Here is a 4,725-nt window from a genome sequence, read left to right on the forward strand (position 1 = left end):
TGCTAAAGAAAACAGAAAGAATGAAGTCCCAGCAAAAGAAAAAGACGAGTTCTGCGCCCCAGCGCAAACCCGCCAATGAACATCCGTGGAAAGCCACGCTCAACGCTTCTAAGCGTAACACAAAACGCAGTACCTTCCAAGATGCGATGTACTCGCAGCACAACAGCTATATAGAGGCCCCCTGGTGAAGGTGGCCTCCATTCGAACAAGTGACATTTTCATAGCACAGTTAGGGTGACATTTTCACAGATGATTGACAGATGCGGCAAATGCAATTCCAAAGAAATTGAAAAAAGAAGATGATGATTATTCGGTTGATCTGGATAAGTTTGATCAAAAAGTATCAGGTAATAAAGTTCGTTATAAAAATAAAAAAACAGGATGGAGAATAGAGAAGAAGGAAAATGTAGGACATAAAGGTGATGTGTGGAGTTGTATAATGGAGAGGGGAAAATGCACGGCGTATTGCCTCACTAACTGCGGAGGGGAAAATTGTTGGAAAATAAAGTATTGTATAGTGAGAAAGTAAAAGATTTGTGTAAGGTATTTGATGTTGATTTATCCGTTTTAAAAAAAGATGTTCCTGAGGAAGACTGGGATGAAGATTTCTTTTTAATTGATAAATGTGATTTTTTTAAGAAGGAAATTTGTATTAATAATCGTTTTATCTCTAAAGAGAGTCCTTATAAGGAAAAAATTCATTGGATAGATATCTTTCCAATGGCTATTCCTATAGAGGGAAGGTTTCCACAATTGGAGATTTTCTATATGCCAGATGATAAACACGGTTTGAATCCCCTTTATTTTCAGGAAGAAAAAAAATTTCTAAATGTGCTATCAAAGTTGTGGGCTTATTCTTCGATTTATTTGGAAAGTAGCATTTTTCGTGACACTGAGTTACTGCATGAAATGCAAGAACATGAACAATTCCAATCAACAAATCAACTGTATTCTAAAGAAAGTATCGTAACCATTGATGAATGGAAAGTGCTTGAATATTTGTTGGCTTTGAGTTTTAAAAACCAAATCTATACGTGTATCTATTTCACGGATCTTCGAATTATCGCTTGGATAGGTAGTCTTGGCGCTACGCTCTACATTTGTGACAAGGAACAAGAGAATTTTGTTAGAACGATATGCACAACAGAAGGTTTGTATTTATTGAAGTAATGTAGAAGGGGCTGTTCCACAAGTCATTGGAAGTGACTGGGGACGCCCCTTTGCTCAACCCTGTTGATGATAGGTATGATTTTGCTCAATAATCAGTTTAATTGTCCATAAATTACCTAATTGTTTCACAACAATGGTTAACATGAGAAGAGAGATAATGAGAACTAAAATTCCAAAGAATGAAATCCAATCAAAAGAAGCCTTTCTTATCCAAGCTTCCGTAATAGAGCCTATATAAAATATAATATGTGCTATTGTAAGTAGTTTTGTATTACCGATACCATATTCTTTGCCCCCGCTTTGAAGCAACTGTTTTTCGTTCTTTTTTGATATACCTAAGAAAAATAACCTGCAAATAAAAACAGTCATAAAACATAGTAGAATGAATAGACTCATAACGTTCCCCCCTTAAAAATTTCCGACTCATCCAAGCTCAATCTGTAGCCTCCCAGCAGCGATGTATTGCATTTGGGGATGATTCCCCAGCAACCGTTACATCGTCAACATAACGATACAGGAATAATTTAAAAACCGCTGTCGATATATGTCGTTCTATAAAAATTTTCTTACATGTTTGGGGGGAATAAGGTTGGAATATCAAAGTTTTTGTTACTACACCCACCATTTTTTCACTCTTAATTCCATAATTTTCATGATAAAATGACTTAAAACCATATTTTGGAGGGATTAAAATTGAAGAAGATGCTGAAAAAGATGTTGTCATGTATGGTTGTATGTTCATTGGTTGTATCGTTGGCGGGTGTTTCTTATGCGTCACCAGAGCAAGCAAGTGTTGAGCCATCCTATTCCGTTGATCAGGAGAAACGATTTACCATCCACAAAGTGGACTACACGACCTACGTAACGTACCATGAAATTCCGCGAACGTCCGACATTCGGGTTGTAGACAAGCATACAGGGGAAACCGTATTTGAAGAGCACGGCGCTTCTATCAAAACCGTATTATCGTGGTTGGAACAGCCTGCACAAGGAAACCGGCACAAGCGATTTGTATTTGTCATTCCGTTAGCTTGGGGCGCTGCTGAAATCGCGGCTGCGATCACAGCAGGCCTTACCGCAGCTACGGGAATTGCGTTAACCGTAAAAGATTATGAGGATGCTAAAGATTCCGTCTATTACAACATGAAAAAAGAAATTGAAGATGCGGCAAAGAAAATTCCACAGAAATTGAAAAAAGATGGAGATGATTATTCGGTTGATATGGGTAAATTTAGTCAAAAAGTAAAAAGCAATGATGGTGTAGTATTTAAAGATCCCAAAACAGGTTGGTCAATACAAAAAAATAGAAATACCAGTCATAGAGGTGACAAATGGAAATTACGCAATAAAGATGGGGAGCGTATCGCTTCAGTAACTGAAGAAGGCAAAATTGTTTGAGAATAAATTAGAGGTACAAAAAGCCCTCATTCATGGGGGGCTTTTTGACTATCTTTCATTTGTACAAGGAAGGGAGTTTTTTCTTTGCCATACTGGGAAAAGCGGATGCTCGTAGAGAGGCGAATCCATGATTTATGTTCTGTATTTGATATTGATTTAGCTTTACTGCAGCAAACGGTGCCCGATGATGATTGGAATGAAGAGTGTTTCCTAGTCGATAAACTACAGATGATGGATACGGTGTATAAAGACAAAATGTATCAAATAGATGGTTGTATGGGGCGTACGGAAAGCAAGATCGATGTCGTGGATAGTGAACTGGAAACAAAGCTTTTATCTATATTGTTCGCATTACGAGAACATGGTGTCGTTCGTATAGAAAGTGAATTTCGTTACGATGCGAACCTTTTAAATTTCCCAGAAGAATGTTTAGAACCAGACATTTTATTGGGCATGAAATCGTTATTTGAGAGGGGAATTTTAGAAGAAGTAAGTGATCGGGAAATTGTAACATGTTTGGTTTTAGCAAGTTTGCGAAATAGGATGACCACTTGTTTTTATTTGGTAGACAGGAAGACGATTGTGTGGACAACGACTGCGGGTTATGTGGTTTACATCGCTGATCAGCAACAAGCCGATGTTGTCAGAACAGCATGTGCGGCGCAGAATTTAGTTCTGCATGCAAACGAATGAGGAAACGTGTAGGTTGTTTACAGAAAGGGGACTGTAGTTATGAATATAAGGGATTCCCTGTGTCATAGATTTAATATTGATCAATCTTTGTTGGATCAAAATTTGATCGATACGGATTGGGAACATTTTTTAAGTGATAAATGGGAAGAGTTGGATATCTGTTATCAAAATAGAATGTACAGAATCGATGATATGCCCAAAACGGTTAGAATTGAAGGAAGATACGGACAACTGGAAGCGTTCTACACTTACGACGATGGGCACGGTTTTAATGCGGTTTATTTTGAAAAAGAAAAGAAATTTTTATCCATTTTCTTTAAGCTATGTGCATACTCTACCATCTATGTAGAGAGCGGAATTCTTTATGCTAACCCCTTTCATTTTCCGGATGAATTCTTAAATCGACCCTTTTTGTTGAAAATGAAGTCATTATTTTCCAGAGAAGAGATTGTAGAAATGGATGATTTAGAAGTTCTACGGTGTTTATTTATGTTAGGTTTAAGAAATCTTGCTTCCGCTTGTCTATATTTAATCGATATCAACGTCATCCTTTGGGTTGGCGGTGAATGTGCACTTGTTTATACTTGCGACCAGGAGCAAGTGGACTTGGTCAGAACGATATGTACAACCGAAGGGTTGTATTTGGCATAACGGATGTTTGTGTAACGGATCAAAAGAGGGCTGAAACGGGTTGGGCAAATAGAAAGCTATTAATGTAATGACGGATGACGGATGACGGATTGTAAAATGAAGTGCGACACCTTCTGGAAATAAAAAAACAAAAGGCTCATGGCCGGATTCGTGTAGAATGAAAGTTCTCAGACCCCATTCACACAAGGAGAATCCACCATGTGCTACACTCATCTTAGCATAATCGAGCGAAGCAAGCTGGAAATCCTCCATCAGCAAGGGAAAAGTGCCCGAGCCATCGCCAAGGACATGCCACCATTAGCCGGGAACTGCGCCGAAACGCAGCCCAAGAGACTTACCATGCGGGATCATTTCAGGAGAGCTATGTCCATCGTCGTCAGGCCTCCATTCCCGCAGGAAAGTGGACGCCGGAGCTGGCCATGGTCATCGAAGAGAAGCTTCAGGCCACCTGGTCTCCCGAGCAGATCATGGAGCGGCTGCGTCAGGAGGGACAAGCGATCGTGTGCTTTAAAACGATCTATCGCTGGCTGTATGCTGGCCGTTTGGCGAGAGGCGCGCTGGCCGTCCTTCGGCATAAAGGCAAGCGTCAAAAGCCTGTGGAGACGCGTGGTAAGTTTACCGTAGGAAAGGCGATCTCAAAGCGTCCTAAAGAGGTTCGATCCCGGAAAACATTCGGTCATTGGGAACTCGATACGGTCGTTTCTGGCCGTGGGAAATGTAAGGGCTGTGTGGCTACGTTTGTGGAACGCAAAACCCGCCTGTACACGGCCATTCTAATGCCAGATCGTACGGCGTTATCGATGGAGATTGCCT

Annotated in this window: 5 protein-coding genes and 2 pseudogenes; 6 read left to right on the forward strand and 1 reads right to left on the reverse strand. The window is 40.1% G+C overall.

The window, feature by feature from the left end; genetic code table 11:
* Positions 1 to 188 (forward strand): annotated as a pseudogene (locus tag PPOP_RS24485) (ISNCY family transposase); the annotation flags it as partial.
* 307 nt (positions 189 to 495) lie between these two features.
* The gene (locus PPOP_RS15010; protein WP_042229108.1) at positions 496 to 1,170 is read left to right on the forward strand and encodes a hypothetical protein; all 675 of its coding nucleotides are present in this window, start codon (positions 496 to 498) and stop codon (positions 1,168 to 1,170) included.
* A gap of 54 nt (positions 1,171 to 1,224) precedes the next feature.
* On the opposite strand, the gene PPOP_RS15015 is transcribed toward PPOP_RS15010, so the two are convergent.
* Complete coding sequence (locus PPOP_RS15015; RefSeq protein WP_006287391.1) at positions 1,225 to 1,566, reverse strand: hypothetical protein; 342 nt, start codon at positions 1,564 to 1,566, stop codon at positions 1,225 to 1,227.
* 306 nt (positions 1,567 to 1,872) lie between these two features.
* Between PPOP_RS15015 and PPOP_RS20840 the strand changes: the two genes are divergently transcribed.
* From PPOP_RS20840 to PPOP_RS15035, 4 genes and pseudogenes are all read left to right on the forward strand, one after another.
* Positions 1,873 to 2,568: a glucuronyl hydrolase gene (locus PPOP_RS20840; protein ID WP_234399859.1), complete on the forward strand. Its 696-nt coding sequence runs from the start codon at positions 1,873 to 1,875 to the stop codon at positions 2,566 to 2,568.
* Between the two features lie 84 nt (positions 2,569 to 2,652).
* Complete coding sequence (locus PPOP_RS15025) at positions 2,653 to 3,261, forward strand: hypothetical protein (protein ID WP_006287393.1); 609 nt, start codon at positions 2,653 to 2,655, stop codon at positions 3,259 to 3,261.
* A 39-nt stretch (positions 3,262 to 3,300) separates the two neighbouring features.
* Positions 3,301 to 3,912 carry a hypothetical protein gene (locus PPOP_RS15030; RefSeq protein WP_006287394.1) on the forward strand — a complete coding sequence of 204 codons (612 nt, stop codon included), beginning with the start codon at positions 3,301 to 3,303 and terminating at the stop codon, positions 3,910 to 3,912.
* 198 nt (positions 3,913 to 4,110) lie between these two features.
* Positions 4,111 to 4,725, forward strand: a pseudogene (locus tag PPOP_RS15035) (IS30 family transposase); the annotation flags it as partial.

Origin of the sequence: Paenibacillus popilliae ATCC 14706, assembly GCF_000315235.1 — a bacterium.
Lineage (GTDB): Bacteria > Bacillota > Bacilli > Paenibacillales > Paenibacillaceae > Paenibacillus_B > Paenibacillus_B popilliae.